A 26,333-nucleotide genomic window follows, 5' to 3' on the forward strand; every position below is an offset into this window, starting at 1 on the left:
CCTGGTGCGGGCTATTTGATCAGGTAGGGGGAGACCGAGCTGCGGTGTTCGCTGATGTCGAGGGCCTTGCCCAGGGGTGGGAAGGCTCGTTGGGGGCAGTTGGAGCGGACGCAGACCCGGCAGCCCGCGCCGATGGGGGTGGCGGTGGCTTCGCCCAGGTCGATGCCGTCGGCGTAGACGACGCGGCCCGCGTGGCGGAGTTCGCAGCCGAGGCCGATGGCGAAGGTTTTACTGGGCTGGCCGTAGCGGGTGGCGCGGCGTTCGACCGTGCGGGCGACCCAGAGGTATTTGCGGCCGTCGGGCATCTGGGCGATCTGGGTCATGATCTTGCCGGGGTAGGCGAAGGTCTCGTAGACGTTCCACAGCGGGCAGGTGCCGCCGCTGGCGGAGAAGTGGAAACCGGTGGCGGACTGGCGTTTCGACATGTTGCCCGCGCGGTCGACGCGGACGAAGGAGAACGGGACGCCGCGCAGGCTCGGCCGCTGCAGGGTCGAAAGCCGGTGGCAGATGGTCTCGTAACTCTGCGAGAAGAAGGCCGACAGGCGCTCGATGTCGTAGCGGAAGTCCTCGGCCACCTCGTGGAAGTGGGTGTAGGGCAACACCGTCGCCGCGGCGAAGTAGTTGGCCAGGCCGAGCATGGCCAGCTTGTGCGAGGCGTCGGAGGCGAAATTGCCCTCCTCGACCAGCTTGTCGAGCAGCGGCCCGCACTCGAGGTAGGCGAGCTCGGCGGCCAGTTTGAAGGTGCGCTGCCCGCCGGACAGGTGCGGGGAGATCTCGAGCTGCTTGGTCTCGGGGTCGAAATGGTGCAGCACGCCCTCGCCGAGGTCGATCCGCTCGACGATGCGCACGCCGTGCGAGCGCAGCAGCCGGACGATCTCGGTGCTCACCTCGCCGCCGTGGAAGCGGATGCGGGCGGTCAGGTCCTCGGCCGCGGTGTCGAGTTCGTGGATGTAGTTCTGGCGCTGATAGAAGTAGTCGCGCACTTCCTCGTGCGGCTTGCTGATCGCGGCGCTGCCGGAACCGTCGGAGAAGCGGTCCTCGGTGGCGGCGGCCAGCTGGGCGCTGGTGTTGCGGTACCGGTTGTGCATGGCGACCAGGGCCCGCGCCATGCTCGGATGCGCCGAGACCATGTCGGCGATCTCCTGGGTGTCGGCCTCGATGCCGAGCTCGGCGTCCATCACGACTTCCTGGAGTTCGGCGATGAGCCGGGTGTCGTCGTGGGCCGAGAAGAAGGCGGGGTCGACCCCGAAGACCTCGTTGATCCGCTTGAGCACCGGCACCGTGAGCGGGCGCACGTCGTGCTCGATCTGGTTGAGATAGCTGGCCGAGATCTCCAGCTTCTGGGCCAGTGAGACCTGGCTCAGCCCGCGCTCGGTGCGCAGCTGGCGCAGCCGCGCACCGACATAGGTCTTGGCCATATGTCCAGTTTATGGGCGGTTTCGCAGCCTTGCCAATGGATTCTTAACAGCGTGGGCTGAGCGATGTGTCACACCGCCGGGTTACGGTCGTCGAGTGCTGTTCAGCGATGTCGTCGCGGCCTCGGCGGCGGTGCGAGCGACCCGGTCGCGCAAGGCGAAGATCGCCGCGCTGGCCGAGCTCTTCGCTGCCGCGAGCCCGCAGGAAATCGGGACCGTGGTGGCCTGGCTGTCCGGTGAGCTGGTGCAGGGCCGGATCGGGGCGGGCTGGCGCACGGTGGCCGGGTTGGACACGCCGCCGAGCGCGGCGGCGCACCTCACCGTCGGCGCGGTCGACGATGTCTTCTCGCAGCTGACCGGGCTCAGCGGCACCGGCTCGACCCTGCGCAGGCGCGAACTGCTGACGTCGCTGTTCACGGCCGCGACAACGGACGAACAGTCCTTCCTGATCCGGCTGCTCACCGGCGAACTCCGCCAAGGCGCGCTGACCGCGGTCGTCGTCGAAGCGCTGGCCGAGTCCACCGGCATCCCGGTCGAGGTGGTGCGGCGCGCGCACATGCTGTCCGGGCAGCTGCCCGCGACCGCCGCCGCCGCGGTCACCGGCGGCGAGGCGGCGCTGAGCGCGTTCCGGCTCGAGGTCGGCAGGCCCGTCGCGCCGATGCTCGCGTCACCCGGCGGCTCGCTGGACGAGGCGCTGGCCGAACTCGGCACCCAGGTGAGCGTCGAACACAAACTCGACGGCGCCCGCATCCAGGTGCACCGCAGCGGCGAGCAGGTGTGGGTGTTCACCAGGACCCTGCGCGACATCACCGCGGGCGTTCCCGAGCTGGTCGAGCTGGTCGCGGGCCTCGACTGCACCAGCGTGGTTCTCGACGGGGAGACCCTGGCGCTGACCGACGCGGGCCGCCCGCGTCCGTTCCAGGAGACGATGAGCCGGTTCGCCACCGTCGGCGACACCAGGGAACTGCTGCTGCACCCCTACTTCTTCGACTGCCTGCACCTCGACGGCGTCGACCTGCTCGACGAGCCGCTGCGCGTGCGCCGCACCATGCTCGAGCGGGTGGCGAGGGAGCACAGCATTCCCGCGCTCGTCGCGCCCGATGCCGAGGCCGCCGCCGAGTACTACGACGACGCGCTGGCGGTCGGCAACGAGGGCGTGATGGTCAAGTCGCTCGACGCGCCGTACGCGGCGGGCAGGCGGGGCAAGTCCTGGCAGAAGATCAAACCGGCGCACACCCTCGACCTGCTGGTGATCGGCGCGGAGTGGGGGTACGGCAGGCGCACCGGATTCCTGTCGAACCTGCACCTGGCCGCCCTCGATCCGGAGACGGGCGAGCCGGTGATGGTCGGCAAGACCTTCAAGGGCCTCACCGACGAGCTGCTGCGCTGGCAGACCGAACAGTTCCCGCGCTACCAGACGCACACCGACGGTCACGCCGTGTTCCTGCGCCCCGAACTCGTCGTCGAGATCGCGCTCGACGGCGTCCAGACCAGCACCAGGTACCCCGGCGGCGTCGCCCTGCGGTTCGCCAGAGTGCTCCGATACCGGCCGGACAAGGAACCCGCGCAGGCTGACACGATCGACGCGGTCCGCGCGCTGGGGGCGGCCGGCTGACCCGGCGGGGGATTTTCCCGCAACGGTTTGGCAATCCGGTGCGGGCATACGACACACTGTTCGGGTGAGCGCCGAACTAATGGTCCTGTTGATCGTCATCGCCACAGCTCTCGTATTCGACTTCACCAACGGATTCCACGACACGGCCAATGCCATGGCGACCTCGATCGCCACCGGTGCCTTGAAGCCGCGCGTGGCGGTGGCGCTCTCCGGCGTGCTGAATCTGATCGGCGCTTTCCTGTCGGTATCGGTGGCGGCGACTGTGGCCAAGGGCATCGTCCAATTGAACGAGGTGGGCGGACAAGATCTGCTGGTCATCGTGTTCGCCGGCCTGGTCGGCGGCATTCTGTGGAATCTGCTGACCTGGTTGCTCGGCCTGCCGTCGAGTTCCTCGCACGCCCTGTTCGGCGGGCTCATCGGCTCCACGATCGCCGCGCTCGGCTGGAGCGGCGTGATCTGGGTGTCGGGCTCCGAAGGCGTGCTGATCAAGATCGTGATCCCCGCGATTCTCGCCCCGGTGATCGCCGCGCTGGTCGCCGCCATCGCCACCTACCTGGTGTACCGGATCACCCGCGGCATCGACGAGGACAAGTCGAACGAGGGCTTCCGCTGGGGCCAGATCGGGTCGGCGTCGCTGGTCTCGCTCGCCCACGGCACCAACGACGCGCAGAAGACGATGGGCGTCATCTTCCTGGCGCTGGTCGCCTACGGCTCGCTCGACAAGGACGACCACATGCCGCTGTGGGTGATGTCGGCCTGTGCGGTCGCGATCGCCCTCGGCACCTACCTCGGCGGCTGGCGGATCATCCGGACGCTGGGCAAGGGCCTGGTCGAGATCGAGTCGCCGCAGGGTCTCGCGGCGGAGTCGACCTCGGCGGCGATCATCCTCACCTCCGCGCACTTCGGCCTGCCGCTGTCGACCACCCAGACCGCGACCGGCTCGATCCTCGGCACCGGCATCGGCAAGGGCGCCGAGGTGCGGTGGCGGGTGATGGGCCGGATGGCCGTGGCCTGGCTGCTGACGCTGCCGATGGCAGGCGTCGTCGGCGCGATCTGCTGGGCGATCGCGCACTTCATCGGTGGCCTGCCCGGTGTCCTCGTCGTCTTCGGGATCCTGATCTTCGGTGCGCTCGGCATCTATCTGCGGTCGCGGCGTGACCCGGTCGGCACCCACAATGTGAACGAGTGGCCCGACGGTGCGCCGCCGCAGTCGTCGATCGAACAGAACCACGCCGGGTAGAGGGGAGCGAACGTGCATACCGTGATCACGAATCTGAGTTCACTGTGGGAAGTGGTGCTGGCCGCGCTGGTCTTCGGCGCCGGCGTGCCCGCCGTGTTCGCCTTCGCGGTGCGCTGGTGGGCCAATGCCGAGACGGTGGACCCGCAGGGCCGCGTGCGCCGGAACTACCCGGCACTGGCGGGCGCGCTGATCTGCCTGGTCATCATCGTCACCGTGGTGATCGCCGGAATCCTGTTCACCGCCAAGGCGTTCATCGCCCACCAGTTCGGTATTCATCTGTTCGGTCAAGCATGAGCGAGGACTCGATGACAGAGCCGTCCCCCCACCCCGCCGTCCGGCCGAACCTGCTCTCGCGCGTCCTCGGCTGGCTGCGCGCCGGATATCCGCAGGGTATCCCGCAATCGGACTATGTCGCGTTGTTCGCGGTGCTGCATCGGCACCTCACCGACTACGAGGTGGTGGTGGTCGGCGAGAAGCTGATCGAGGCCAACCCGAATCGGGAATCCATCAGTCAGGCCGAGATCGAAGCGGCGATCGCCGATTTCGCCAAAGAGCAGCCCGATCCCGACGACGTCTCCCGAGTGGCCTCGCATCTGGCGGCCGGTGGCTGGCCGCTGGCCGAGCCACTCGATGACAGCGAGGGCTGACAATTCCGCTGTGCCAGTGGAATTCATGACCTGGACAGTTTTCGATTCGCCCGGATGCCCGGCGGTTGCGCGCTAGCATTCACGGGTGGTTCGGCGTGTGAATGAAACCGATAGTGGTCGTAGTTACGGTGGATTGTCGCGTCAGCAGCGAGTAGCCATGCGCCGCAACCGGTTGACCGACGCGGCGCTGGAACTATTCGGTACCCAGGGTTATGCGTCGACATCGATCGAGCGCTTGTGCGCGACGGCGAATGTGTCGACCCGCAGTTTCTACGAGGACATCGGCAGTCGCGAAGCGCTGTTGATCGCGCTGGTCGACCGGCTGAACACCGCCGCGCTGCACCGCGTCGACGAGGCATTGGAACGGGCAAGCGAGCAGCCGCTGGTGGTGCGCGTGGTGGAGAGCTTCCGTGCTTTTCTCGCGGTGACCTGCCGCGACCGGCGCGCCGCCCGGGTGTTCTATGTCGAGGTGGTCGGCGTGAGCCCGGCGGTGGAGGAATGGCGGCGCATGCAACGGCGGTCGGTCTCCGGCCTGCTCACCAGGGAAGCGCAGCGCGCCGCCGCGCGCGGTGAAGCGGAATCGCGCAGTGTGCACCTGTTCACGCTCGCCCTGATCGGCGCGGTGAATTCCCTGGCCCAGGAGATGGTGCACGCGACCGTTCCCGGCGACGCGATTTCGGTCGACGAGATCTGCGACGAGATCGCCTATTTCATCCGGTCCGGGCTCTCGGTCCGGCCGTCGGCACTGCCGACCTGACCGAACGCGAAACGGGAGGCATCCGATCGGATGCCTCCCGTTTGCGGGTGTTCGCTGAATCAGATACCCATGCCCTGGGCGAGCAGCGGCCACGACTCGTGCAGCGCCTGCTCCCAGTACGGCCAGTAGTGGGTGCCCATCGGGGTGAACTGGTAGGTCGCCGGGATACCCAGCGAGTCCAGCTTGGCCTTCAGGTTCTGGCTGCACGCGTTGGTCGCCGCTTCGATACCGATACCGAGGCCGAGGTTGACCACGCCCATCGGGCCGGGCGAGCCGTTGAGGTAGTACGCGACGTCGGCGTTGGTCGGCATGCCGCTACCGCTGGAGATGTAGAGGTTGGTGCCGCGCAGCTTCTCCGCGTTGACGACCGGGTCGTTGTCGACCCAGGCCGGGTCGTTGTCGGCGCCGTACATGTTCGCGGTCTTGCCGCCCGCCCAGGTCTCCACGGAGAACTTGACGGCCTGCTTGCCCATCGGGTCGGCGATCTGCGCGCAGCCGCTGTAGGCGGCGACGGACTTGAACAGCCCCGGCTTGGCCTCGGCCAGCTGCAGCACCGAGGTGCCGGAGGTGGACAGCCCGGCCAGCGCGTTGAGACCGGTCGAGTTGAGGGTGGCGTCGAGCAGCGGCGGCAGCTCCTGGGTGAAGAAGGTGGTCCACTTGTTCAGACCCAGCCGCGGGTCTTCCTGCTTCCAGTCGGTGTAGTAGCTGCCACGGCCACCGATCGGCTGGATGACATTGACCTGCTTGTCGGCGAGGAAGCCGAGCGCGTTGGTCTGCGCGGACCAGCTCGCGGAGCCCTCGCCGGCGTCGAGGCCGTTGAGCATGTAGAAGTTGGGCGCCGGCTTGGACTCGTCGACAGGCCGCTGCACGTCGATGGTGATGTCCTTCTTCATCGCCGCCGAGTACACCTTCAGATGCCAGGTGCGACCGTCCTTGACGACGGACGACACGGCAGAGGGCTTCTCGGGCTCGGCGGATGCGGCGCCGCCTGCGGCGATCACGGCCACCGACAGGGCGGCAGTCAGAGCCACGGCGGTGGTGCGCAGGGCGGCCACGTTACGTAGTGCAGAGAGCTTCATCGAACAGTCGGTTCCCAGTCCACGGGCCCTGTCGGCCCCGTCATCGCAGTGTTTCCCCCGTCGGCCGAGCGGTATGCGCTCGACGGCCGTTGGGCTGTCAGATCCTCCGACACTCTATGTCCTCCGGCGGGACATAATCGTTACCGGTGCAGAATTGTCAGTGACCTCGAGCACGGTTAACGGCCGCGCAATACTGCCTGCGAATCGGAAATACCGCCGCAACCAGCCACTCTTATGGTAACGAGCATGGGTAAGGAAATCCCCGGCAGCGTTACAACCGGGATCGATATCACCGGGTTGAGCAAGACCTTCCGGGCAGGCCGCAATACCGTCGAGGCGCTGGACTCGGTCGATCTGCAGACCTCGACCGGGGCATTCCTGTCCCTGCTCGGCCCGTCGGGGTGCGGCAAATCGACGGTGCTGCGGATTCTGGCGGGCCTGGACGCGCCGAGCGCGGGCAACGCCCGGATCAACGGGCAGACGCCGGAACAATTGCGCGGCGGTCATCAGCTCGGGATCGCCTTCCAGGATTCGGCGCTGCTGCCGTGGCGCAGCGTCGAGTCGAATATCCGGCTGCCGTTGCAGGTGGCCGGGCTGCCCGCCGAACCGGAGCGGATCGCCGAGCTGATCGCGCTGGTCGGCCTGGAGGGGTTCGAGAAGGCCAAGCCCGCGCAGTTGTCCGGCGGAATGCGCCAACGGGTTTCGATCGCGCGGGCGCTGGTGGTACAGCCGTCGGTGCTGCTGCTCGACGAACCCTTCGGCGCGCTCGACGACATGACCAGGCAGCGGCTGAACCTGGAACTGCTGCGCATCTGGACCGAGAAGCCCGCGACGACGCTGATGGTCACCCACGGCATCGGCGAGGCGGTGTTCCTCTCCGATGTGGTGGCTGTGATGAGCCCGCGCCCGGGGCGGGTGCTCGAGGTGGTCGAGATCGATCTGCCCCGGCCGCGCACGCCCGAGATGATGCGAACCCCGGAATTCCACAAGCTCTGCGACTACCTGTCCGAGCTGCTGTTCGGGCGCGGCAGCGTGGCATGAGTGGCGCGCAGCGGGTCGCCGGTGCCCTCGGCGTCGCGGCGCTGATCGCGCTGTGGTGGATCCTGGCCGCGGCCGGGGTGGCCGGAGGCACGATTCCCACGCCGTGGCGGGTGCTGTCGACCATGTGGTCGGACGGCTGGGGGCTGTACGGTCCGAACTTCCAGGTGACCGCGGCGGGCGCGCTCCAGGGTTTCCTCTGGGGCAACGCGCTCGCGATCGGGATCGCGGCGCTGATCATGCTGATCCCGCGGATCGAGCCGCTTGCCACCCAGCTGGCCATCCTGAGCTACTGCACGCCGCTGGTGGCGCTGGGCCCGATCATCCTGGTGGTTTTCGGCGGCCGCACGCCGACGGTGTTCCTGGCCGCCATGTACTGCTTCTTCACCACCATGGTCGGCGCGGTCACCGGCTTGCGCTCGGCCGATCCGGCGAGCCTCGACCTGGTGCGCGCCTACGGTGGCGGGCGCTGGCAGCAGCTGTACCGGGTGCAGGCGATCGCGGCGCTGCCGAATACGTTCGCCGCCTTGAAGATCGCCGCGCCGTCGGCGGTGCTCGGCGCGATCATCGGCGAGTATCTGGGCGGGGTCGACAGCGGGATCGGGGTCGCGCTGACGGCCGCGCAGACCGCCTACAACGTGCCGCGCACCTGGGGCATGGCGCTGGCCGCCGCCGCGCTGGCCGGGCTCGGCTATCTGCTGGTCGCGGTGGCCGCGCGACTGATCACGCCGTGGACGGCGACCGCGGAGGAGGGGCGATGACGGCCACCGTGCTGCGCCGGATCGGCCGGTTCCTGTTGCCGCTGGCGACCTCGCTGATCCTGCTGCTGATCATCTGGTCGCTGTTCCTGCGGGCGTTCCCGCAGATCGGGCCGAGGGTCGGCAAGACGCCCTCGGACATCTGGCGCTACCTGGTGACCGCGCCGGGTGCCGGGACCGCCCGGCAGGCGATTCTCGACGACCTCACGATCACCCTGCGCGACGCCGCGATCGGCTTCACCGTCGGCATGCTCGGCGCGCTGGGGGTGGCTGCGCTGTTCGTGCTGTATTCGGCTGTGCAGCAGACGTTCATGCCGGTGGCGATGCTGCTGCGATCGGTGCCGCTGGTGGCGTTGAGCCCGATCGTGGTGCTGGTCTTCGGCCGCGGCACGGCGGGGGTGGCGGTGCTGACCGCGATCGTGGTGTTTTTCCCGGCGCTGGTGATGATCATGACCGGTCTGCGCGAGGCGCCAAGGCAGGCAATGGAATTGGTGACGGCCTACGGTGGCTCGCGCTGGACCAGGCTGCGGATGGTCGCGGTCCCCGCCGCGCTGCCCTCGGTGTTCGCCGCGGCGCGCGTCTCGGTGCCCGGTGCGTTGATCGGCGCGTTGCTCGGTGAATGGCTCGGTAGTGGAACGGGTTTGGGCGCGAGTCTGGTGCGCGCCATTCCGATGTTCCAGTACAACCGGCTGTGGGCGTCGATCGTGGTGGTGACCGTGGTGTCGGTGCTGCTGTACGCGCTCGTCGGCGTGATCGAGAATCTGGTGCTCGCGCGGTTCGGGCCGAGCGCGGGTAAGGCGTAGTCCGGGCGGGAATAGCGGCGGAACGCAGACGCAAAGAGAACGAAACGCACCGAAACTACATTCGGCGCATGAACAGTATCGACCGTCGTTCCTTTCTCCGCTATTCCGCGCTGACCGGCGCCGCGCTCGGTGGGGCAGGTCTGCTCGCCGCCTGCGGTGGCGGTTCGGGCAGTTCTCCGAACGGTTCGACCGACGACGGTTCGAAATACGGCAAGGTCGCGGTGCAGTTGTCGTGGCTGAAGAACATCGAATTCGCGGGTGAGTATTTCGCCGATTCGAAGGGATACTTCAAGGATGCGGGATTCGGTGCGGTAGATCTCATCGCGGGTGGCGCGGCGAGTACCTCGGTGGAGGCAGGGCTCGACACCGGCAAGGTGTGGATCGGCCTGTCCGCGCCGCAGACCACCGCGCCCGCGATCCTGGAGGGGCTACCCGCCAAGATCGTCGGCGCGACCTATCAGAAGAATCCGTTCGCGATTGTCAGCTCGGCAGGCAAGCCGATCACATCACCCGCCGATATGAAGGGCCGCAAGATCGGCGTGCAGGACACCAACCAGCTGATCTTCAGCGCCCTGCTGGCCGCGAACGGCATCGCGCCGGGCGAGGTGACGGTGGTGCCCGCCCAGTACGATCCGACGCCGTTGGCCAACGGCGAGGTCGACGGCTGGGTCAGCTATGTGACCAACGAGCCGATCACCCTGGCGGCCAAGGGCTTCGCGAACGAGAACTTCCTGTTCGCCGATTTCGGCTTGCCGCTGGTCGCGGAGACGCTGACGGTCACCCAGTCGACCATCGACAACGAGCGCGACAAACTCAAGGCGTTCCTGATCGCCGAGATCAAGGGCTGGCGCGATGCCGTCGCCGATCCGGCCGAGTCGGCCAGGCTCGCCGTCGAGGTCTACGGCAAGGACCAGAAGCTCGAGCTCGGTGAGCAGACCAAGGAGGCCATAGCGCAGAACGACCTGGTCGTGTCGGCAACGACCAGGACCGACGGCCTGCTGTCGATGACCGACGCGCTGATCGAGCAGAACATCGCAGCCTTGCGCACCGCGAAGATCGACATCAAGGCCGAGCAGCTGTTCGACCTGTCGGTCCTGCGCGAGGTGTACGCGGAGAACCCGGGCTTGAAGTAGGCCCTAGATCGCCAGGCCGACCGCCGCCGACCCGTAGTCGCGGCGGGCGGCCAGGCGCAGGCCCGCGCGCGAGGCGAGGAAGTCGGCGGTGACGAAGACGGCGGTCTCGGCGGGCGTGCGCGGGCCGGACTCGAGCCCGGCCGGCACGTGTAGTCGAGCCAGGGTCGGCTCGTCGAAGCCGCCCGCGCGCAGGTCGTCGAGGCGGCGGGCCTGGTCGGCGGGGGTGCCGAGGGCGGCAAGATAGCCCAGCTCGGGCAGGCGAAGGGCGACGGTGAGCAGCGGGATCTCGAAGCGCGGTTCGTTGGCCAGCACGACAATGCCCGTGCTGCTGTCGATTTCGCCCGCGGCCGAGAGGGTGTTCAGGTAGCGGTGCGGCCAGTCCACGACGACCTCCGCGCCGGGGAACGAGGCCGGGTCGGCGAACTCGGGCCGCGAATCGCAGATGCTGACCCGGTAGCCGATCATCCGCGCCTGGGCCGCCAGGGTGGCCGCGTAGGCGTTGGCGCCGAAGATGATCAGGCGCGGCGGCGGGCAGTAGGACGCGACGAACAGGTCCGACTCGGGCAGGGCGACGAGCTCGGTGGCGTGCTTGCGATCGGTGACCAGGTGCTGGCCGATGACATCGGGGTCCTGATTCCACACCACGGTGAAGACGGTGACCCGGCGATGGGCCTGGATGTCGGCGGCGATGGCGGGGAATTCGGGAAAGTCGCGGCAGGAGAATGGCTCGACGAAGATGTCGACCAGCTGGCCGTCGTCGGAGACCGATTCCATTCCGGTGATCAAACTGTAGCGACGTAGTTGCCGCACCCCGGTCTGCGCGGCTTCCAGTGCCGCGGCGTAGACGGTCTCTTCCAACCGCCCGGACGCGATGGATCCGAAGACTCCGCCATTGGGTGTGACGAGCATTCCCGACCCGATAGGCAGCGCGTTGGTGCCGATGGTACGGACCACGGTGGCGAGGCCACCGGTACGGCCCGAATGCCACACTCGCAGAAGGTCATCGACGATATCGCGCATATCTCAAACTCCGATCATCGTGCGCCGACTTCCGGGAAATCGCGATCGGCCCCTGTCGCCAAGTCGTCGCACGTGACGCACACCATATCCTGTCTACCGCCCAAATAGGAACCGGCGCCGATATCGCCTGCGGACCCTGCCGAAATGGCGTCCCAGTGCTTGTTCTCGATCACAACGGGGTGCCCAGGTGTGTCGGAGAACACACCACGGGCGAGCCCGCTCTCGCTCGCGCGGGCCGCGGCGAGCACCCGCGCGACGACATCGGCCCCGATATCGGGAATGTCGACGGGCAGGAAGGCCACATAGCGCGTGCCCGCCTCGGCGGCCGCGCGCAGGCCGGCGCGCACCGTCGCGGAGAGCCCGATGGCCCAGTCGTCGACCCATCGCCACGCGGTGTCCGGTGGCAGTCCGAGCCCGGCTGGATCGGGTCCGGTGGCGCCGAGCAGAACGACCACCGGCTCGCAGCCGCCCTCGCGCAGGGCGGTGATCGCCGAACGCAGCCAGGCACCGTTCTCGGCGAGTGCCTTGGGTTTGCCATAGCGGGTGCCCGCGCCCGCCGCGAGGACGATGCCGGTGCACGCCGCCGGGTCGATAGGGGGCATGGCGGTGAAATTAATAGGGCAATGTTGCCGGTCGATGACAGCAGGGGAGCACAAGGACGACGACACGCCGACGTGACCGAGTGCACAACGGTGGCGACTGCCGGGAGATCGGGCGATGCTGGATCGATGACGAGCGAAGCGATCGGCCTCGCGGGATTCAACGCATTACCCGCCCCGGCCGCCGAGGCGGCATTGCTTTCCTGTTGCTCCGCGCCACGCTGGGCGCGGGCGGTCGCCGCCGCCCGTCCCTATGCCACCGCGGAGTCGCTGTTCGACGCCGCCGACGCCGCGCTGGCCGCGCTCGACGACGCCGAGATCGACGAGGCGCTCGCCGGTCACCCGCGGATCGGCGAACGCCCGACCTCGGCGGCATCGGCCCGCGAACAGTCCGGGGTGTCCGGTGACGTGGTCAAGGCGGAGCTCATCGCGGGCAACCGCGACTACGAGGCGAAGTTCGGCCATATCTACCTGGTCTGCGCGGCAGGGCGCAGCGGCGAGGAACTGCTCGCCGTCCTGCGGGCGCGGCTGGACAACGATCCGTCGACCGAAAGGCAGGTCATGCGTAGCGAATTGGCGAAGATCACCCGGCTGCGTCTCGCGCGAACGGTGGCAGACGCGTGACCGGCCTGAGCACGCACGTACTCGACACCGTGCGCGGGGTGCCCGCCGAAGGCGTCGCGGTCTGGCTGATGCGCGGCGACCAGCGCCTGACCGAGGCGCTGACCGATGCCGACGGCCGGGTGAAAGAACTCGCGGCCGGGCTGAATCCGGGCGACTACCGGTTGTTCTTCGACACCGGCAGCTATTTTGCGGCGCAGGGTACCGAGACCTTCTATCCGGAGGTTTGTGTCGCGTTCACGGTGGGTGAGCAGCCGCATCTGCATGTGCCGCTGCTGTTGTCGCCGTTCGCCTATTCCACCTACCGAGGGAGCTGAGCAGCAGATGGCACTGAGTGGCCCGATCGTGTTGACCGACAACAGTTATGGAAAGTCCGAGAACCGGGTTGTGCGGTTCTACAAGGAGAATGCGCGCCACGAGATCCGCGATGTGAATGTCTCGACCACCCTGCGTGGCGATTTCGCGGCGGCCTACATCGAGGGCGACCAGCGTCATGTCCTGCCCACCGATACCCAGAAACACACCGCCTTCGTGTACGCGAAGAAGCCCGGCCTGGACACCGTCGAGGATTATGCGATCGCGCTGGCGAAGCATTTCGTCGACACGGTCGAGCCGGTGTCGAGCGCGCGGATCGACGTGGATTCCTATGGGTGGCAGCGGGTCTCGGTGGACGGACGCGAGCACGACCACACCTGGGTGCGGCAGGGCCCTGAGGTGCGCACCGCCGCGGTGACCGTGGCGGGTAAGGGCGACGCGCGGCAGACGTGGGTGGTCGGCGGGATCAAGGACCTGGTGCTGCTCAAGTCCACCGGATCGGAGTTCGCCGACTTCCTCACCGACGAGTACACGACGCTGGCACCCACACACGATCGTGTGCTCGCCACCTCGCTGATCGTGCGGTGGCGCTTCGCCGAGATCGGCGGATTCGACTGGGACGAGGTGTACGAGGGCATCAGGGCCACGCTGCTCGAACTGTTCGCGACGACCTACTCCAAGGCATTGCAGCAGACGCTGTACGCGATGGGAAACGCGGTGCTGGAACGGTTCCCGGTACTCGCCGAGATCCGGCTGTCGGCGCCGAACAAACACCACTTCGAGTACGACCTGGCGCAGTTCGGGATCGAGAACAAGGGGGAGGTCTGCTGGGCGGCGGATCGTCCGTACGGCTCGATCCACGCGACATTGCAGCGCGCGGACGCTCCCGAAGCGGGGCTCGCATGGCTGCCGTGACCGATCTGGTGATCGACGGGTGCGCGGTGGTGACCGTCGACGCGGCGGGTACCGAATACCGCGACGGCTGGGTCACGGTGCGGGGCAATCGGATCGATGCTGTCGGCGCGGGCAAGCCGCCCGCGTTCGGGCCCGAGGTGACGCGGATCGACGGCCGCGGCTGCGTGCTCACGCCCGGTCTGGTGAACACCCATCACCACCTGTACCAGTGGATCACCCGCGGCCTGGCCGCCGACAACACCCTGTTCGAGTGGCTGACCACGCTGTACCCGGTATGGGCGCGGATCGATGAGAAGTCGGTGCGGGTGGCGGCGACCGGTGCGCTGGTCGCGCTGGCGCGCAGCGGCTGCACCACGTCGTCGGACCATCACTATGTCTTCCCGCGTGGTGGCGGCGATCTGCTCGCGGCCGAGATCGGCGCGGCGGCGGCGGTCGGGCTGCGGTTCCACCCGGCGCGGGGGTCGATGGATCTGGGAGAGGGCAACGGTGGGCTGCCACCCGACGCGGTGGTGGAGTCGATCGACGACATTCTCGCCGCGAGCGCCGCGGCGATCGAGCAGTGGCACGACCCGTCCTTCGACGCGATGGTGCGGATCGCGCTCGCGCCGTGCTCGCCGTTCTCGGTGACCGGTGATCTCATGCGGGAGTCCGCGGCGCTGGCCAGGTCGGCCGGGGTCCGCCTGCATACCCATCTGGCCGAGACCGACGACGAGCTGGACTTCTGCCTGGAGAACTTCGGGTGCACGCCAGCGCAGTACATGGAACAGCTGGGCTGGCTGGGTTCCGACGTCTGGTTCGCCCATGCCGTGCACCTCGACGATCCGGCGATCGCCGCGATGGCGCGGACGGGGACCGGCGTCGCGCACTGTCCCACGTCCAACGGCAGGCTCGGGGCGGGGATCGCGCGCACCGCGGATCTGGTGGCGGCCGGGGTACCGGTCGGCCTCGGTGTCGACGGCGCGGCCAGCAACGAGTCGAGCTCGATGATCGAGGAACCGCGCAACGCGCTGCTGTACGCGCGGGCGGTCGGCGGGCCGCGGGCGATGACCGTGCGTGCCGCGCTGGAACTGGCGACCATGGGTGGGGCGCGGGTGCTCGGGCGGGACGCCGAGATCGGGTCGATCGAGCCGGGCAAGCTGGCCGATCTGGCGCTGTGGCGGCTGGATACGCCCGCGCACGCGGGTATCGACGATCCGGTCGTCGCTCTGGTGCTCGGGTCAGCGCCACCCTTGGCCGCGCTGCTGGTGAACGGGCGTGAAGTCGTGCGTGACGGTGTTGTCACGACGGTGGACGAGGCCGCGGTCGGTGCCGATGCCGCCCAGGCACAGGCCACGCTGCTGGCGTTCTGAACTGCGGTTTCGTTCTGGTCGGCGCACACTGGATGGCGAACACCGGGTTAACCGCCCCGCAATCCGGCGCGGGTGTCGCGCAACATCGTGGCAACTCCAGGCCCCTACTGTGGCTGGTGAGGCAAGCGAGGTGAACGTGGATCTGGACACTGTTCGGGAGGTGGTTCTCGCCCGCGACCGGGCCGACCTGGCACAGGTCGGCCCGGGTAGCGCGGTCCTGGCGGGCGGCACCTTCCTGTTCTCCGAACCGCACGACCACCTCGACCGGCTGATCGACATCACCACGCTCGGCTGGACGCCCCTGCTGGAGCGCGGCGACGGCCTCGAGATCGCCGCGACCTGCACGCTCGCGCAACTGGCCGGCGCCAGGCCTGGCCGGGAACTCGGGTCGGCGGTCCTGCGGCCGCAGTGGCCCGGCACCGCATTGTTCGCGCAGGGCTGCCGGGCGCTGCTGGCCTCGCACAAGATCTGGCGCACGGCGACGGTCGGCGGGAACGTCTGCCTTTCGCTGCCCGCGGGCGCCGTCCTCGGTGCGCTGGTCGCGCTGGACGCGACGGTGGTCATCTGGCCGCGTGGTGGTGGTGAGCGGCTGATTCCGTTGCGCGACTTCGTCACCGGCGTTGGTGAGAATGTTCTTGCGACCGGTGCGGTGGTGCGGTCCTTCCTGGTTCCCGCATCGAGCTTGTCGGCGCGCACCAGTTTTCGCAAGATCGCGCTGGCTCCGCTCGGCCGTTCCGGTGCGGTGGTGATGGGCAGGCGCACCGCCGACGGCCGGTGCGCGATCACCGTGACCGTGGCGACGGTGCGCCCGATCGTCCTCGACTTCGACACCGTGCCAGCTGATTTCGACGTCGCGGCGGCGCTGGCCGAGATCGAGCCGGAGCTGTGGTTCGACGACCCGCACGGCGCGCCGGACTGGCGCGCGCACGTGACCGGGCTGCTGGCCGCCGAGGTGGCCGCCGAGCTCAGGGAGTCGGCGTGAACTCAGGTGGTGGTTCATGAGGCTGAACATCGACGGCCGCGCGGTCGAGGTGACCGCGCGCGCCGGCCAATGCCTGCGTACCCTGCTCCGCGAACAGGGCGAACTCGCGGTCAAGAAAGGCTGTGACGCGGGCGATTGTGGGGCCTGCTCGGTCCTACTCGACGGCGATCCGGTCCACTCCTGCTTGATCCCCGCCTACCGCGCCGAGGGTCGCAATGTGACGACGGCTGCCGGGCTGAGTGGCGGCGACGGCCCGAACCCGGTGCAGCGCAGCTTCGTCGAGCATGCCGGGTTCCAATGTGGGTTCTGCACTGCGGGAATGGTTGTCACAGCGACGGGCCTGTCGGCCGGGCGGACTGCCGACGGCGACTCACCAGTGTCGGCATCCCCCGTCACAGATGCCGAGCGCGCCGAGCTGCTGAAGGGAAACCTGTGCCGCTGCACGGGCTACCGCGCCATCGCCGACGCCTTGGAGTCCTGTGCATCACAGTGCACAACTTCCCGGCAAGCTCCCGCGCCTACACCGGCACCTGTGCCCACACCGGCGGGTGATCTGCGGACGGGACGATCGACCGTCGGTGCGGAGGAAGTCGAGGCGGAGGGAGCTCCATCAGGGGCGGACAGGTCGGCTCGGGACGCGTCGGCCGTCGGAGCGCAAGAGCGTTCTTCCGCAACACCTTCGGGTCCTGACGGGCGAGAGTCGTCGACCTCGGCCGGCTTTCCCGACGACGGCGAGGAGGTCGTCGCCGCAGGGCCTGCGGTCGGTTCGTATGTGAAGGGAGCTCACGAGCTCGGCGGCGAGCGCACCACCGTTTCGGCTGGTGAAGGACCGACGGTCGGGGATTCGGCGGTGCGGGCTGTCGAGGCGCGGATCGATGGGGCGACGCGACAGAAGTACGGTGCCGGGCAGATCGGGGATGGGGTGGGGGCTCCGGCTGGGGTGCGGATCGTGCGTGGCGGGGAGGCGTTCACGTTCGACGTGGTGCCGGGATCGGGGGAGCAGATGCCGCCGAGTGCGCCCTGGCATCTGGCTGTGCTCGCCAGTCCGCATCCCCACGCGCGCATCGTGTCCATCGATACCGCTGCGGCGCAGTCAGTTCCGGGGGTGCGGCTGGTGCTGACCCATGCGGACTCGCCCGCGACGGCGTTCTCGACGGCGCGGCACGAGCTGCGGGAGGACGATCCGGACGACACGTTCGTCCTTGATCGGACGGTGCGCTTCGCTGGACAACGCGTGGCCGCGGTGGTGGGAGAGACGCTGGATGCCGCGCGGGCAGGCGTGCGCGCGCTGCGCGTCGAATATGACCTGCTGCCCGCGGTGTTCGAACCCGAAGCCGCAGTGGCCGACGACGCCCCGAAGCTGCACGCGGACAAGCCGGACTCGGCGCGCATCGCGGACAGCAGGCGCAATCTCGTTGCCGAGATCCACGGTGGGGTAGGTGACTTCGATGGCGGAATCGAGCAGGCGGCGAAAGTAGTTCGTGGGGTGTGGCATTCGCCGCGGGTGCAGCATGTCCATCTGGAGACCCACGGTGGCATCGGCTGGCTCGACGACGCGGGCAGGCTCGTCGTCCGGACGAGTTCACAGGTGCCGTTCCTGGTGCGCGACGAACTCTGTCATGTGTTCGGGCTCGATCGGGACCGCGTGCGGGTGTTCACGGCCAGGGTCGGCGGCGGGTTCGGGGCGAAGCAGGAGATGCTGGTCGAGGATCTGATCGCGCTGGCGGTGCTGCGGACCGGGCATCCGGTGCAGTACGAGTTCACTCGCACCGACGAATTCACCTCGGCTCCCTGCCGTCACCCGATGCGGGTCGCGGTGACCGCGGCCGCCGACGCGGCGGGCATCCTGACCGCGCTCGCGGTCGACGTCCTCGCCGACGCGGGCGCCTACGGCAATCACAGCGCGGGCGTGCTGTTCCATTCCGTCGGCGAATCGGTGGCGGTGTACCGCTGCCCGAACAAGCGGGTCGACGCACAAGCGGTGTACACCAACAACGTTCCCTCCGGCGCGTTCCGCGGCTACGGGCTGGGGCAGGTGATCTTCGCCGTCGAGTGCGCGATCGATGAGCTGGCCCGCGAACTCGGGGTCGATCCGTTCGAATTCCGCCGCCGCAATGTGGTGGTCCCCGGCGACCGGTTCACCGGCGCCGAAGTCGACGAGGGCGACCTGACCTTCGGCAGCTACGGCCTCGACCAGTGCCTCGACACCGCCCAGCGGGCGCTGCGCCGCGGCAACGGCGTCACCGCGCCGAGCCCGGACTGGCTGGTCGGCGAGGGCATGGCCGTCGCGATGATCGCCACCGTGCCACCACGCGGCCACCGCGCCGACGCCACCGCGCGCCTGCTCGCCGACGGTTCCTACGAGATCGGGGTCGGCACAGCCGAATTCGGCAACGGCACCACCACCGTGCACGCCCAGCTGACCGCGACCGCACTCGCCACCACCGCCGACCGGATCAGGATCCGCCAGTCCGACACCGACGTCGTCGGTCACGACACCGGCGCCTTCGGTTCCACCGGCATCGTGGTCGCGGGCAAGGCCTCCTACGCGGCGGCGCTGGAACTGCACGCGATGCTGCTGGCCAGGGCCGCCGAGATCAGCGGGCACCCCGAACGCGAATGCCTGCTCGAAGCGGGTGGCGTGCGCTGCGGCGGGGAGCTGATCACCGCTACCCAGCTGCTCGCCGACGGTGACCTCCTCGCGCACGGCACGCACGCGGGGACGCCACGCTCGGTAAGTTTCAATGTGCACGCCTTCCGGGTCGCGGTCCGGCCGAGCACCGGTGAGGTGCGGATTCTGCAATCGGTCCAGGTGGCGGACGCGGGCACGGTGCTGAACCCGGTGCAGCTGCGCGGGCAGGTGGAGGGCGGGGTCGCCCAGGCGCTGGGCACCGCGCTCTACGAGGACATGCGCACCGACCACGGCGTGGTGACCACCAGGACGCTGCGCCACTATCACATTCCGCAGTTCGCGGACCTGCCCCGCACCGAGGTCTATTTCGCCGAAACCAGTGACGAGCTCGGCCCGCTGGGTGCCAAATCGATGAGTGAGTCCCCCTACAACCCGGTGGCACCGGCCCTGGCGAACGCGATCCGCGACGCCGTCGGCGCCCGACCGGACCGACTACCGATGACCGCCGACCGGGTGTGGCGGACCATCAAGGAAGGAGCCGCCGGGTGAACGCCCATCTCCCCGAGCACATCCGCGCCCGCATCGAGGCCAGGCTCGACGCCGTCGACGCCGAGCTGCGGACGCGCTACCCGGGAGCGGGTGACCGGGTCCAGCCGGTACACACCGCTTATGTGGGCGCCGACCGCGCCACCGCCGACACACCGGCCGACTGGGGCGCCGCCGCGCTCGACCTGCTGCACCGGCACGCCAACTTCCTCGTCGGCCTCGATGTCACCAACGCACTGCCCGCCGTCCGGCGCAGGCTCACCGAGCAGCCGGTGCAGGACCTGCGGATCGACTTCGAGGACGGCTACGGCTTCCGCGCCGACGACGAGGAGGACGCGGCGGCGACCGCCGCGGGCAAGACGCTGGCGGGTTGGGCCGGAAAGCCAGGAGCCCCTGACTCATTCGGCATCCGCACCAAGGGGCTGGCCGCGAACGAGCGCGGACGCGCACTCCGCACGCTCGAGCTCGTGCTCGACGGAGCAGGCGGAGTGTTGCCGGGCTTCGTGTTCACGGTTCCGAAAATCAGAGCGGCCGATCAGGTCTCGGCGATCGTCGACCTGTGCTCCGGCATCGAGCGTGGCAATGGTCTGCCCGATCGGACCCTGCGCTTCGAACTGCAGATCGAGAGCCCGCAGGCGATCATCGCCCCCGACGGCAGCGCGCCGATCGCCCGCATGATCGCTCTCGCCGACGGACGCTGCAGCGCGCTGCATTTCGGCACCTACGACTACACCGCGGCCTGCGGCATCGCCGCCACCGATCAGGCGCTCGACCACCCGGCGGCCGACTACGCCAAAGCGGTGATGCAGGTGGCCGCGGCGCAGACCGGGGTGTGGATCTGCGACGGGTCCACCCAGATCGTCCCCGGCGACGACCCCGAAGGCGCGTTCCGCAATCACCACCGCCTGGTCGAGCGGGCGCTGCGCCGCGGCTACTACCAGGGCTGGGACATGCACCCCGGTCACCTCGTCACCCGCTGGCTGGCGACCTACGATTTCTTCCGCACCGCCACCGACGTCGCCCTTCCGCGCCTGCAGGCCTACCTGGACCGGCGTTCCGGTGGTGTCGTCGACGAACCGGCGACGGCGGAGGCGTTGTCGACGACAGTCCTGCGTGGGCTGCGCTGCGGCGCGATCACCGAGGAGCAATTGCGCGCCCGCGCACCGGAACTCACGGTGCCGTCGCTCGAGGCGTTGGCCGCTCGCCGCACACCACCGCAGGATCAGAAACAGGAGGCACGGTGAGCGAACACCAGGGCAGCGAAGACTTCACGCTCCTACCCGATCTGGCGGTGCGGCCGCTCGGCGGATCGGTGATCTGGGCGAACGACGAGTTCTTCGCGGAGAAGGAGAACCTGGTCAACCCGGGTCCGGCCGAATACCAGCCGTCGACGTTCGGGCACAAAGGCCAGGTCTACGACGGGTGGGAAACACGCAGGCACCGCGGCAAACCCGGTGACGACAGCGCGATTGTGCGGCTCGGTGTACCCGGGGTGATCCGCGGTGTCGTGGTGGATACCGCCTGGTTCAAGGGAAACTATCCGCCGGAGGTGTCGCTGTCGGCACTGGCGGTCGACGGCTATCCGGCCGCCGACGAGATCGCCGCGCGCACCGACTGGGTGGCCCTGCTCGACCGGGTGAAGGTGGGCGGTGACAGCCGCAACCCGTTCACCGTCGACGACGAAAACCGCTGGACCCACGTGAAACTCACCATGCATCCCGACGGTGGCGTCGCCCGCCTGCGGGTGCACGGCGAGGGCAGGCCCGACCCGGCGCTGCTCGGTCTCGGCCCGCTCGACCTGGCCGCGCTGGACAACGGCGCGCTGGTACTCGACTGCTCGAATCGCTTCTACAGCTCGCCCAACCAGCTGCTCTACCCCGGCCTCGCCCGCGTCATGGGCGACGGCTGGGAGACGGCCCGCCGCCGCGACGACGGAAACGACTGGGTGCGCATCAAATTGGCGGGCCCGGGTGCGATCCGGCTCGCCGAGATCGACACCTCCTGCTTCCTCGGCAACAGTCCCGGCGCCGCCTCGCTCACCGGATTCACCACCGACGGAACCGAAGTCGAGCTGCTGCCGCGCACGGACCTGCTGCCCGACACCAGGCACCGGTTCGCCCTCACACCCGCGGCCGCCTCCGTCGAGGAGGTGCGGCTCGATATCTACCCCGACGGCGGGCTCGCCCGGCTCCGTCTGTACGGCGAGCTGGGCGGATGAGCGAGGTCCGCGACTTCGTCGGCTACGGGCCGACACCGCCGGACCCGCGGTGGCCCGGCGACGCGCGCATCGCGGTGCAGTTCGTGCTGAATTACGAAGAGGGCGGGGAGAACAACGTCCTCGACGGTTCGCCGCACTCGGAGACGTTCCTGTCCGAGATGACTCCGGCCGAGGCCTTCCCGAACCGGCACATGAGCATGGAATCGGTGTACGAATACGGCTCGAGGGCAGGCCTGTGGCGGGTCCTGCGTGCCTTCGAACGGCGTGACCTCCCGCTCACCGTCTTCGCGGTGGCGCGCGCCATGCAGCGCAATCCCGAAGCGGTGGCGGCCTTTCGGGAGCTCGGCCACGAGATCGCCTGCCATGGGTTGCGGTGGACGTCGTATCAGCTCGTCGACCGCGACACCGAACGCGCCGACATGGCCGAAGCGGTGCGCATCCTCACCGAGCTGACCGGCGCGGCCCCGCTCGGCTGGTACACCGGCCGCGACTCGCCGAACACCCGCGAGCTGGTAGTCGAGCACGGCGGCTTCGTCTACGACTCCGACTCCTACGCCGACGACCTCCCGTACTGGACCGAGGTCGACGGCCACGATCACCTGGTCGTCCCCTACACCCTCGACACCAACGACATGCGCTTCGCCTCCCCGGCCGGCTTCCCCAGCGGCGAGCAGTTCTTCGCCCACCTGCGCGACGCCTTCGACGTGCTGTATCGCGAAGGGGCCGAGGGCAGTCCGAAGATGCTGTCGATCGGTCTGCACTGCCGCCTCGCGGGTCGTCCGGCCCGTACCGCGGCCCTGGAACGCTTCCTCGATCACGTGCAGACGCACGACGGGGTATGGGTTGCCCGGCGCATCGACATCGCCGAGCACTGGCGGGAGGTGCACCCGCCGAAGGCGTGAGTGAGCTGCGTCACCATGCCGGTTGCTCGCGGTGCGGGGACGTCGTCGGATACATCGGTGTGCGTGGGGATCACGAATGTGCCTTCTGGTGCGGTGGTCGGCGGTGCGGCCAAGATCGAGGCGTCCTGAACAGCCGGTTCCCCGGCGGGATGGGCGCTCGAACGGCCTAGGCGGCCGGCTGGATGAGGAGGCAGTTTTGATCTTGGTTACCGGGGTGGGCGGTCAGCTCGGAAGGCTGATCTTCGACGGACTGGTCGCGACGGGGGCGGAGGTCACGGCGGGGTCGCGTGCGCCCGAGTCGTTGACGGTTCCGGCGCGGCGCGTCGATTTCGATGATCCGTCGAGTCTGGTGGGAGGATTCGACGGGGTTCGGACGCTGGTGCTGGTCTCGGCTGGGTTCGGTGAGGACGATGTCGTCATGGCGCGGCATCGGGCCGCGATCGAGGCGGCCGGGCGCAGCGGTGTGGCACACGTGATCTACACCAGCCTGTTCGGCGGCGGTGATCACCTGAGCCTGGCCACCGCGCATCGCTATACCGAACATCTGTTGAGTACAGCGCAATTCGGGTACACCATCCTGCGGAACGGCCTGTACGCCGAGCTGTTCGCCCTCGAAGTGATGCGCGCCGCGACGCAGGGGGTCGTGGCGAGCGCTTGGGGCGAAGGCAGAGTGCGGCCGGTCGCGCGGGCCGACCTCGCCGCCGCGGCGGTTGTCGTGGCCGATGAGGTGGAACGCGCCGCGCGACGGGGGGTTCCGAGCAGGCACCGGAATCGCAGCTACGACCTGGGCGGGGTCGAGCCGGTCGGGGCTGTCGAGATAGCCATTATGGTCGCCGGTGCCACCGGTCGGGAGATCGAGCGCCGGGACGTGTCGCTGGCCGATGTGCGGGCCGAACTGGCCGAGCTGGGATTACCCGCCTATCAGGTCGGGCACGTGCTCTCGATCGTGTCCGGTATCCGGGCCGGGCACCTGGACAACGACACCTCCGATCTGGCGGATCTGATCGGCCGCGCACCCTTCTCCGTGGAACATGCGCTACTCGATGCCGCGGGGGTGCCGGCCTGATCCGCGGTGAATCGACTGTCTGCGAAAGCTATTCGGTGCGGGCATGATGGAGGGATGCAGAACGAGATCGCCCTGGCGCGTGCCTCGGTGCACGACGCCGAGACGGCGCAGCAGGGTCCCTGCGGTGACGACGACTGTGGTGTCCGCGAACTACTGGATCGCCTCGGCGACAAATGGACCATCCTGATCCTGGTCGAATTGTCCAAGGGAACGCGGCGTTTCGGCGAACTCCAGCGCGCGATCCCCGGCATCTCCCAGCGCATGCTCACCTTCACCACCAAACGCCTGTGCCGCGACGGCTTCGTCGAACGCACCGCCCACCCGACCATCCCACCCCAGGTGGACTACACGATCACCGACCTCGGCCGCGGACTGGTCGAGATGGGAACCCGGGTGATCGACTGGACCAGGGAAAACGCCGACACCATCGCGTCTGCCAGGCGGGAATGGGATGCGGACAACCCGGCACCGACGACCGCGCGCCGCTGAGTCGGGGCCATCTGGTGATCTGCCGGATAGGAGGCGGAAATACCAGGTTTGTGGGATGCCGGGCACGCCGGGAAAGTCCTAGCGTCGTGTATGCGAATCAATCGAATCGAGCGCGACATCACCGCTCTTGCCGACGAGCTGGAAGTTCCGGGTATCGGCCACCTGCCGGTGAACGCCTATGTTCTGCATGCGGCGGAGCCGGTCGTCGTCGATACCGGGCTCAGCCTGCCCGGTCGCGGATTCATCGAGGCGCTGTCCTCGGTGGTCGACCCCGCGGACGTGAAATGGATTTGGCTCACGCACCCCGATCGTGACCACACCGGATCGCTGTTCGACCTGCTCGACGCCGCGCCGAACGCGCGGCTGGTCACGACCTTCCTCGCGGTCGGCATCATGTCGTGCGCGCGGCCGGTCCCGCTCAACCGCGTGTTCCTGCTGAACCCGGGGCAATCCCTCGACGTCGGCGATCGGCGTCTCACCGCGTTTCGCCCACCGCTGTTCGACAATCCGAGCACGGTCGGGTTCTACGACGAGAGCAGTAACTCGTGCTTCTCCTCGGACTGCTTCGGCGCGCCGATGCCCAGCGCCGAACTCGCGACCGCCGACGACGTGGGCTACGCACCGGGCGCTGCGGTGCGCGCGGCGCAGCACCTCTGGGCGGCGGTGGACAGCCCGTGGGTGCGCATCGTGGACGAGGGCAAGTTCCTCGCCACCGTCTCGGAGTTCCGCGCCATGGACCCGCAGCGGATCCTCAGCACACACCTCCCGCCTGCCGAGGGACGTACGCCGGAGTATGTGGAGATGCTGGCCACGGCGCCGTCCACCGATCCGTTCGTCGGGCCCGATCAGGCCGCGCTCGAACAGATGCTGGCGAGCTTCGAGCCGCCGACGAGTTCGGAAGTCTGATCACAGATTCGTGGAAGGGCGCTCTGCCGGTCCGGAGGATCAGGCGAACAGTTCGGCGACGAAGGGGAGGGAGTCGGTGAGGGAGGCGTTGACGGTGCCGTCGTGGTCGGTGGGGTAGGTGCGGATGGTGACCGGCTGGTGGTTGGCTTCGAGGACCGCGGCGAAGCGGAGTGTCGCGGGGGTGACGACATCGGTGTCGCGGAGGCCCTGGCCGAGGAACAGAGGGCGGTCGTAGCCGGATTCCGGCAGGCCCATGTAGCGCGCGAGCAGGCCGTGCAGGTCGGGGATCGAGGACAGGGGGCGGGTGAACATGCTGCCGAGGCTGGGCTTGGCGGCGGCTAGTTCGTCGCCGAGCGGGCCGATGCAGGCGGTCTTGGCGCGCTCGATCCAGTCGCGGCCCGAGTCGGTGAGCAGGCCGTCGATGTCGAGGTCGGGGAAGGTGGTGCGCAGGCCGTTGAGGATGTAGAGCACGTAGGCCGACAGGTGGGAGCTCAGTGCGATCGGTGGCATGCCGGGGCCGAGTAGCTGGATGACGTCCTCGATGTAGGCGGGGACGCCGGTGCCGACGGCGCCGCGGTAGTCGAGGGTGGGGCCGCCGAATTCGGTGGCGTAGCGGGCGGTGAACACCGCGGCGCCGCCGCCCTGGGACTGGCCGACCACGGCCCACTTGTTCGACAGGTCCGGGTACTGCGCGGTGGCCGCGTGGACGGCGTCGACCACGTTGTGCGCTTCCACGATGCCGTTCAGGTACGGATGCTCGCCAGGGCCGCCGAGGCCCGCGTAATCGGCGGCGACGACCGCGTAGCCCTGGTTCAGCCAGGTGCCGAGGTAGGCCCAGTCGCGCTCGACCGCTGCGGGTCCGGCCACGCTGTACGCGCAGTCGTCGCCGAGGCCGACCGTGCCGTGCGCCCACGCGATCACCGGCCAGCCGCCCGCCGGGGCCGCGCCTGCCGGGAAGTACACGGCGGCGCTCGTGGTGGTCGGCTGGTCGCCCGTGGTGGTCGACCGGTAGATCAGTCGCTCGGCGCGCGCCGAGGCGGGCAGTGTCGCCGCGGCGGACAGCGCCTCGACGCCGACGACCGTGCCCGCCGCGCCGGGCTGCGCGCCCGCGGCCGCCGGAACCAGACTCACCGCGGCCGTCGCCGCGACCACTGCCAGCGATGTCGCCGCGATCTTGGAAATCCTCATGGGGTCACCTTGTCGTCTTCGCGGACGAGTGTCCAGGACGCGATCCGAGGTGCCGGGCCAGTGACGACACGCACACCATTCCCGCCCGGCGTGGTGTGTG

At 68.9% G+C, this 26,333-nt stretch carries 26 protein-coding genes and 1 pseudogene; 22 read left to right on the plus strand and 5 right to left on the minus strand.

What is annotated here, in order from left to right; genetic code table 11:
- Positions 1-11 precede the first annotated feature (11 nt).
- Positions 12-1,418, minus strand: a complete 1,407-nt coding sequence (gene ramB / locus ACFWF2_RS04195) for an acetate metabolism transcriptional regulator RamB (protein ID WP_379304455.1) — start codon at positions 1,416-1,418, stop codon at positions 12-14.
- 94 nt (positions 1,419-1,512) lie between these two features.
- On the opposite strand from ramB, the gene ACFWF2_RS04200 reads away from it, so the two are divergent.
- The 5 genes from ACFWF2_RS04200 to ACFWF2_RS04220 all read left to right on the plus strand — a co-directional run bounded on the left by ACFWF2_RS04200 (position 1,513) and on the right by ACFWF2_RS04220 (position 5,674).
- Positions 1,513-3,030, plus strand: a complete 1,518-nt coding sequence (locus tag ACFWF2_RS04200; protein WP_379304457.1) for an ATP-dependent DNA ligase — start codon at positions 1,513-1,515, stop codon at positions 3,028-3,030.
- Between the two features lie 64 nt (positions 3,031-3,094).
- Positions 3,095-4,270 carry an anion permease gene (locus ACFWF2_RS04205; protein WP_379304459.1) on the plus strand — a complete coding sequence of 392 codons (1,176 nt, stop codon included), beginning with the start codon at positions 3,095-3,097 and terminating at the stop codon, positions 4,268-4,270.
- A 12-nt stretch (positions 4,271-4,282) separates the two neighbouring features.
- Positions 4,283-4,564 (plus strand): hypothetical protein, encoded by a 282-nt coding sequence (locus ACFWF2_RS04210; protein WP_379304461.1) that lies wholly within the window; start codon positions 4,283-4,285, stop codon positions 4,562-4,564.
- Positions 4,565-4,575: 11 nt separating this feature from the next.
- Positions 4,576-4,917: a DUF3349 domain-containing protein gene (locus tag ACFWF2_RS04215; protein WP_379304463.1), complete on the plus strand. Its 342-nt coding sequence runs from the start codon at positions 4,576-4,578 to the stop codon at positions 4,915-4,917.
- 97 nt (positions 4,918-5,014) lie between these two features.
- The gene (locus ACFWF2_RS04220; RefSeq protein ID WP_379304465.1) at positions 5,015-5,674 is read left to right on the plus strand and encodes a TetR/AcrR family transcriptional regulator; all 660 of its coding nucleotides are present in this window, start codon (positions 5,015-5,017) and stop codon (positions 5,672-5,674) included.
- A 59-nt stretch (positions 5,675-5,733) separates the two neighbouring features.
- Here the strand turns inward: ACFWF2_RS04220 and ACFWF2_RS04225 are convergent, their stop codons facing one another.
- The gene (locus tag ACFWF2_RS04225) at positions 5,734-6,753 is read right to left on the minus strand and encodes an alpha/beta hydrolase (RefSeq protein ID WP_379304467.1); all 1,020 of its coding nucleotides are present in this window, start codon (positions 6,751-6,753) and stop codon (positions 5,734-5,736) included.
- Positions 6,754-6,999: 246 nt separating this feature from the next.
- Between ACFWF2_RS04225 and ACFWF2_RS04230 the strand changes: the two genes are divergently transcribed.
- From ACFWF2_RS04230 to ACFWF2_RS04245, 4 genes are all read left to right on the plus strand, one after another.
- On the plus strand, positions 7,000-7,794 hold the full coding sequence (locus tag ACFWF2_RS04230; RefSeq protein WP_379304469.1) for an ABC transporter ATP-binding protein: 795 nt from the start codon (positions 7,000-7,002) through the stop codon (positions 7,792-7,794).
- A complete protein-coding gene (locus tag ACFWF2_RS04235) occupies positions 7,791-8,552 on the plus strand; it encodes an ABC transporter permease (RefSeq protein ID WP_379077959.1) in 762 nt (253 codons plus the stop codon). The genes ACFWF2_RS04230 and ACFWF2_RS04235 overlap by 4 nt, the downstream gene beginning before the upstream one ends.
- Positions 8,549-9,352 carry an ABC transporter permease gene (locus ACFWF2_RS04240; protein WP_379304471.1) on the plus strand — a complete coding sequence of 268 codons (804 nt, stop codon included), beginning with the start codon at positions 8,549-8,551 and terminating at the stop codon, positions 9,350-9,352. The genes ACFWF2_RS04235 and ACFWF2_RS04240 overlap by 4 nt, the downstream gene beginning before the upstream one ends.
- Positions 9,353-9,420: 68 nt before the next feature.
- Positions 9,421-10,485 carry an ABC transporter substrate-binding protein gene (locus ACFWF2_RS04245; protein ID WP_379304473.1) on the plus strand — a complete coding sequence of 355 codons (1,065 nt, stop codon included), beginning with the start codon at positions 9,421-9,423 and terminating at the stop codon, positions 10,483-10,485.
- Between the two features lie 3 nt (positions 10,486-10,488).
- Here the strand turns inward: ACFWF2_RS04245 and ACFWF2_RS04250 are convergent, their stop codons facing one another.
- Both ACFWF2_RS04250 and ACFWF2_RS04255 read right to left on the minus strand, forming a co-directional pair.
- A complete protein-coding gene (locus ACFWF2_RS04250; protein WP_379304475.1) occupies positions 10,489-11,505 on the minus strand; it encodes an XdhC family protein in 1,017 nt (338 codons plus the stop codon).
- Positions 11,506-11,519: 14 nt separating this feature from the next.
- On the minus strand, positions 11,520-12,107 hold the full coding sequence (locus ACFWF2_RS04255) for an NTP transferase domain-containing protein (protein WP_379304477.1): 588 nt from the start codon (positions 12,105-12,107) through the stop codon (positions 11,520-11,522).
- A 126-nt stretch (positions 12,108-12,233) separates the two neighbouring features.
- Between ACFWF2_RS04255 and uraD the strand changes: the two genes are divergently transcribed.
- The 13 genes and pseudogenes from uraD (at position 12,234) to ACFWF2_RS04320 (ending at position 25,045) form a co-directional block, all read left to right on the plus strand.
- Positions 12,234-12,728 (plus strand): 2-oxo-4-hydroxy-4-carboxy-5-ureidoimidazoline decarboxylase, encoded by a 495-nt coding sequence (gene uraD, locus ACFWF2_RS04260; RefSeq protein WP_379304479.1) that lies wholly within the window; start codon positions 12,234-12,236, stop codon positions 12,726-12,728.
- Positions 12,725-13,042 carry a hydroxyisourate hydrolase gene (uraH, locus tag ACFWF2_RS04265; protein ID WP_379304481.1) on the plus strand — a complete coding sequence of 106 codons (318 nt, stop codon included), beginning with the start codon at positions 12,725-12,727 and terminating at the stop codon, positions 13,040-13,042. The genes uraD and uraH overlap by 4 nt, the downstream gene beginning before the upstream one ends.
- 7 nt (positions 13,043-13,049) lie before the next feature.
- Positions 13,050-13,955, plus strand: a complete 906-nt coding sequence (gene pucL, locus ACFWF2_RS04270) for a factor-independent urate hydroxylase (RefSeq protein WP_379304483.1) — start codon at positions 13,050-13,052, stop codon at positions 13,953-13,955.
- Positions 13,943-15,304, plus strand: coding sequence for an 8-oxoguanine deaminase (locus ACFWF2_RS04275; protein ID WP_379304485.1), 1,362 nt, complete (start codon positions 13,943-13,945; stop codon positions 15,302-15,304). The genes pucL and ACFWF2_RS04275 overlap by 13 nt, the downstream gene beginning before the upstream one ends.
- A 136-nt stretch (positions 15,305-15,440) precedes the next feature.
- The gene (locus ACFWF2_RS04280; RefSeq protein ID WP_379304487.1) at positions 15,441-16,286 is read left to right on the plus strand and encodes an FAD binding domain-containing protein; all 846 of its coding nucleotides are present in this window, start codon (positions 15,441-15,443) and stop codon (positions 16,284-16,286) included.
- Between the two features lie 16 nt (positions 16,287-16,302).
- Positions 16,303-16,698: pseudogene (locus tag ACFWF2_RS04285) on the plus strand ((2Fe-2S)-binding protein); the annotation flags it as partial.
- Positions 16,699-17,058: 360 nt separating this feature from the next.
- On the plus strand, positions 17,059-19,467 hold the full coding sequence (locus ACFWF2_RS04290) for a xanthine dehydrogenase family protein molybdopterin-binding subunit (RefSeq protein WP_379304536.1): 2,409 nt from the start codon (positions 17,059-17,061) through the stop codon (positions 19,465-19,467).
- A complete protein-coding gene (locus ACFWF2_RS04295) occupies positions 19,464-20,708 on the plus strand; it encodes a DUF6986 family protein (protein ID WP_379304489.1) in 1,245 nt (414 codons plus the stop codon). Before ACFWF2_RS04290 ends, ACFWF2_RS04295 begins: the two co-directional genes overlap by 4 nt.
- Positions 20,705-21,682 carry an allantoicase gene (alc, locus tag ACFWF2_RS04300; RefSeq protein WP_379304491.1) on the plus strand — a complete coding sequence of 326 codons (978 nt, stop codon included), beginning with the start codon at positions 20,705-20,707 and terminating at the stop codon, positions 21,680-21,682. Before ACFWF2_RS04295 ends, alc begins: the two co-directional genes overlap by 4 nt.
- On the plus strand, positions 21,679-22,584 hold the full coding sequence (gene puuE / locus ACFWF2_RS04305) for an allantoinase PuuE (RefSeq protein WP_379304493.1): 906 nt from the start codon (positions 21,679-21,681) through the stop codon (positions 22,582-22,584). The genes alc and puuE overlap by 4 nt, the downstream gene beginning before the upstream one ends.
- A gap of 196 nt (positions 22,585-22,780) precedes the next feature.
- Positions 22,781-23,650 (plus strand): NAD(P)H-binding protein, encoded by an 870-nt coding sequence (locus tag ACFWF2_RS04310; protein ID WP_379304495.1) that lies wholly within the window; start codon positions 22,781-22,783, stop codon positions 23,648-23,650.
- Positions 23,651-23,704: 54 nt separating this feature from the next.
- Positions 23,705-24,139 (plus strand): winged helix-turn-helix transcriptional regulator, encoded by a 435-nt coding sequence (locus ACFWF2_RS04315; protein ID WP_379304497.1) that lies wholly within the window; start codon positions 23,705-23,707, stop codon positions 24,137-24,139.
- A 90-nt stretch (positions 24,140-24,229) separates the two neighbouring features.
- On the plus strand, positions 24,230-25,045 hold the full coding sequence (locus ACFWF2_RS04320) for an MBL fold metallo-hydrolase (RefSeq protein ID WP_379304499.1): 816 nt from the start codon (positions 24,230-24,232) through the stop codon (positions 25,043-25,045).
- 39 nt (positions 25,046-25,084) lie between these two features.
- Here ACFWF2_RS04320 and ACFWF2_RS04325 read toward each other — a convergent pair whose 3' ends face one another.
- Positions 25,085-26,233, minus strand: a complete 1,149-nt coding sequence (locus ACFWF2_RS04325; RefSeq protein WP_379304501.1) for a lipase family protein — start codon at positions 26,231-26,233, stop codon at positions 25,085-25,087.
- Between the last annotated feature and the right edge of the window lie 100 nt (positions 26,234-26,333).

It is taken from the genome of Nocardia sp. NPDC060259 (assembly GCF_042728775.1).
GTDB lineage: Bacteria > Actinomycetota > Actinomycetes > Mycobacteriales > Mycobacteriaceae > Nocardia.

Excerpts from the sequence above, each read along its gene's own strand:
- ramB (WP_379304455.1), bottom strand. The coding sequence starts at position 1,418 with ATGGCCAAGACCTATGTCGGTGCGCGGCTGCGCCAGCTGCGCACCGAG.
- ACFWF2_RS04215 (WP_379304463.1), top strand. The coding sequence starts at position 4,576 with ATGACAGAGCCGTCCCCCCACCCCGCCGTCCGGCCGAACCTGCTCTCG.
- ACFWF2_RS04225 (WP_379304467.1), bottom strand. The coding sequence starts at position 6,753 with ATGAAGCTCTCTGCACTACGTAACGTGGCCGCCCTGCGCACCACCGCC.
- ACFWF2_RS04230 (WP_379304469.1), top strand. The coding sequence starts at position 7,000 with ATGGGTAAGGAAATCCCCGGCAGCGTTACAACCGGGATCGATATCACC.
- ACFWF2_RS04235 (WP_379077959.1), top strand. The coding sequence starts at position 7,791 with ATGAGTGGCGCGCAGCGGGTCGCCGGTGCCCTCGGCGTCGCGGCGCTG.
- ACFWF2_RS04240 (WP_379304471.1), top strand. The coding sequence starts at position 8,549 with ATGACGGCCACCGTGCTGCGCCGGATCGGCCGGTTCCTGTTGCCGCTG.
- ACFWF2_RS04245 (WP_379304473.1), top strand. The coding sequence starts at position 9,421 with ATGAACAGTATCGACCGTCGTTCCTTTCTCCGCTATTCCGCGCTGACC.
- ACFWF2_RS04250 (WP_379304475.1), bottom strand. The coding sequence starts at position 11,505 with ATGCGCGATATCGTCGATGACCTTCTGCGAGTGTGGCATTCGGGCCGT.
- ACFWF2_RS04255 (WP_379304477.1), bottom strand. The coding sequence starts at position 12,107 with ATGCCCCCTATCGACCCGGCGGCGTGCACCGGCATCGTCCTCGCGGCG.
- uraD (WP_379304479.1), top strand. The coding sequence starts at position 12,234 with ATGACGAGCGAAGCGATCGGCCTCGCGGGATTCAACGCATTACCCGCC.
- pucL (WP_379304483.1), top strand. The coding sequence starts at position 13,050 with ATGGCACTGAGTGGCCCGATCGTGTTGACCGACAACAGTTATGGAAAG.
- ACFWF2_RS04275 (WP_379304485.1), top strand. The coding sequence starts at position 13,943 with ATGGCTGCCGTGACCGATCTGGTGATCGACGGGTGCGCGGTGGTGACC.
- puuE (WP_379304493.1), top strand. The coding sequence starts at position 21,679 with ATGAGCGAGGTCCGCGACTTCGTCGGCTACGGGCCGACACCGCCGGAC.
- ACFWF2_RS04315 (WP_379304497.1), top strand. The coding sequence starts at position 23,705 with ATGCAGAACGAGATCGCCCTGGCGCGTGCCTCGGTGCACGACGCCGAG.
- ACFWF2_RS04320 (WP_379304499.1), top strand. The coding sequence starts at position 24,230 with ATGCGAATCAATCGAATCGAGCGCGACATCACCGCTCTTGCCGACGAG.
- ACFWF2_RS04325 (WP_379304501.1), bottom strand. The coding sequence starts at position 26,233 with ATGAGGATTTCCAAGATCGCGGCGACATCGCTGGCAGTGGTCGCGGCG.